This window comes from Synechococcus sp. R6-10 (assembly GCF_047461815.1).
Taxonomy (GTDB): Bacteria; Cyanobacteriota; Cyanobacteriia; order Thermostichales; family Thermostichaceae; genus Thermostichus.
Window position 1 is genome coordinate 1 of sequence record NZ_JANSHW010000238.1, and the last position, 2,517, is coordinate 2,517.

A 2,517-nucleotide genomic window follows, 5' to 3' on the forward strand; every position below is an offset into this window, starting at 1 on the left:
ACTTGGAGGATAGCTGCATCCAGGTCTTCGCGACAGGGTTAGTCTCGGTGGTCGAGCAAGACGCAAGGGATCCCTCGCTTTTGGGCCCGCTGCCGCACATAAGCTTTGGGATTGTTGGTGATGACCACAGCAATCTGGGCCTGCAGTTCCCCAGCCTCAATGGCTTGGGCAATAGCTTCGAAATTGCTGCCATTGCCGGAAGCCAAAATGCCAAGGATCCCCGGTTGAGAGGGCACTGGGATCCCGTCGGGATCCGGCCAGAGTAAGCTGGGCGAGTTCATGAGCGCTTGGTGGGAAAGTCTGCAGCCCCGCTATTTTAAACCCAGACAGCCTCCCCTCTGGTTCTGGCCAGGTTGATCCAGAGAGGGATCCAAAAACTTGACCGTCGCCGGCTTTGACAGGCGCACCCGCGCCATCGAGCGCTGCACGGATCAAGCCCAAGAGGAGCTGCGGGAGATGCCTCAAGAAATGCGGAAAATGCAGCAGGAGATCCGCGATCTCTCAAGCTCCTCCAAAAATAGGCCAAGTCGATCAAGTCGATCCCAGCAGTTGAGGCCGGATCTTATGGACTCCGTCCCACTGTGGCGAGCGGCCACCTGATCTAGAGTGGGTCTAGAGTGGGAAAGCATGGGCAGTGGGTGTGAGAGCATGGCTCCTTTGCAACGACGACGCCGGCGGTTTTGGATTTGCAGCATGGTAGTCATCCTGGCCGGGTTTATGGGATCCCTGCTGGCGGGATCAGCGCAGAACCTGGGAGCACAAGCCCAGCAGGGCCTGACTCAAGCCCGACTGGAGCAAGCTCAATATGTGCGCAGTTGTGGCAGTTGCCATGTGGCGTTGCCCGCCCAAGTGTTGCCCACTGAAACCTGGCGACGGCTGCTGCAGGATCCCAACCACTATGGTCAGCAGATCCAGCCCCTGAGCGGCGTGGCTTTACAACTGGCCTGGGGCTATTTGCGGCCCAACTCCCGGCCCCTGCGACAGGGGGAACAGGTGCCCTATCGCTTGGCAGATTCTCGCTATTTCCGTGCCCTGCATCTGCAAGTGGAGTTTCCCACTCCTGTGCGGGTGAGCGCCTGTGTGGATTGTCACCCCAGGGCCAATGGGGGGGATTTTGCCAGCCTCTCTGCAGAATGGCAATCTTGAGGAGCGCAACTGAGGCAATGCAGGTGGATCTGGCCACCATTCTGGCAGGCTATGCCCAAGGCTACTTTCTGATGGCCGACGAAGAGACGGGATCCCTGGCTTGGTACGGCACCGACCGGCACGCGGTGATCCCCCTCGATGAGCGATTTCACTGCCCCCGTTCGTTGCGGCCCTTGGTGCGCAGCGGTCGCTTTCAGGTGCGGCTGAACTGCGCTTTTGAGCAGGTGGTAGAGGGCTGTGCCGCTCGTCCCCAAACCTGGATTAGCCCCGAGCTGAAGCAGATTTACGCAGCTCTGCACCGGTCTGGCTTTGCCCACAGCTTTGAAACCTGGCAGGGAGAGACCTTGGCAGGCGGGATCCTGGGTATTGCCCTTGGGGCGGCATTTATCGGCGAGTCGATGTTCTACCGCATTCCCAACGGCTCGAAGGTGGCCTTGGTGAAGTTGGTGGAGCACTTACGGGAGCGGGGCTTTCGCCTATTCGACGCTCAGTTGATGAACCCGCACCTGGCCCGTTTCGGCGCCTTTCTCATGGATGGACAAGAGTACCTGAAGCTATTGCAGCAGTGCCTGGGGATCCCTTGTCGGTTCGATTAGACCTGTGATGCTCAAAGCGACAGGCTTCCCAATAGCTGCTGTTAGATCATTGCAGCGGCTCTTGGTGGGAAACTTGGTGGAAAATGAGGGAGGACTCCACTCTGCTGCTGTGAGCGAATACATCCCGTGGTGGGCCAGCACATGGGATCCGCTCTGTTCCCGTCAGTGGCAGATGAGACTGGCTCGCAAACACCGTTCGTTGCCGTCTGTGCTCTTCTGCGCTCAGAACGAAGAACTATTATGCTCAGACCAAAGAACCATTAGATTAGATGGGCATTGTTATAAGGTGAGAGGAGTTCTCTACTGCTGTTGAGATTGTCATGAGCCAAAAGCTTCTGTTCGTCTGTCTGGGTAACATCTGTCGCTCTCCCACTGCTGAGGGCATCACCAATCACCTTTTGCGCAGCAGCGGCCATAAGGAAGCAATTATCTGCGACTCAGCAGGTACGGCAGCCTATCACATCGGCAGCCCCCCAGATAGGCGCATGCAACAAGCAGCCCGATGCTATGGCCTAGAGCTACAAGGCAAGGCCCGCCAGATTCGACCTGCCGACCTGCGCGAGTTTGACCTGATCCTGGCTATGGATCGACAAAATTACCGCGACATTCTCAGCTTGGATCCCCAGGGAAAATATGCCGAGAAAGTGCGCCTGATGTGCAGCTATTGCCGCTCTCATTCTGACGAAGAAGTTCCGGATCCCTACTACGGGGGTGAGGCTGGATTCCATTACGTGATCGAGCTGCTCTGGGATGCCTGTAGCGGCTTGCTGGAATC

Annotated in this window: 4 protein-coding genes; 3 read left to right on the forward strand and 1 reads right to left on the reverse strand. The window is 57.6% G+C overall.

The annotated features are described in order from the left end of the window. Window positions 1–38: 38 nt before the first annotated feature. Window positions 39–281, reverse strand: coding sequence for a formyltransferase family protein (locus NW837_RS07515; protein WP_414330326.1), 243 nt, complete (start codon window positions 279–281; stop codon window positions 39–41). Window positions 282–693: 412 nt separating this feature from the next. Here NW837_RS07515 and NW837_RS07520 point away from each other — a divergent pair, with 412 nt between their 5' ends. From NW837_RS07520 to NW837_RS07530, 3 genes are all read left to right on the forward strand, one after another. Beyond that, on the forward strand, window positions 694–1,146 hold the full coding sequence (locus NW837_RS07520; protein ID WP_414330327.1) for a hypothetical protein: 453 nt from the start codon (window positions 694–696) through the stop codon (window positions 1,144–1,146). A 17-nt stretch (window positions 1,147–1,163) separates the two neighbouring features. Then, a complete protein-coding gene (gene aat / locus NW837_RS07525) occupies window positions 1,164–1,742 on the forward strand; it encodes a leucyl/phenylalanyl-tRNA--protein transferase (RefSeq protein ID WP_414330332.1) in 579 nt (192 codons plus the stop codon). Between the two features lie 320 nt (window positions 1,743–2,062). After that, window positions 2,063–2,517: low molecular weight protein-tyrosine-phosphatase (locus NW837_RS07530; protein WP_414330330.1), on the forward strand; the 455-nt coding region annotated here is incomplete at its 3' end.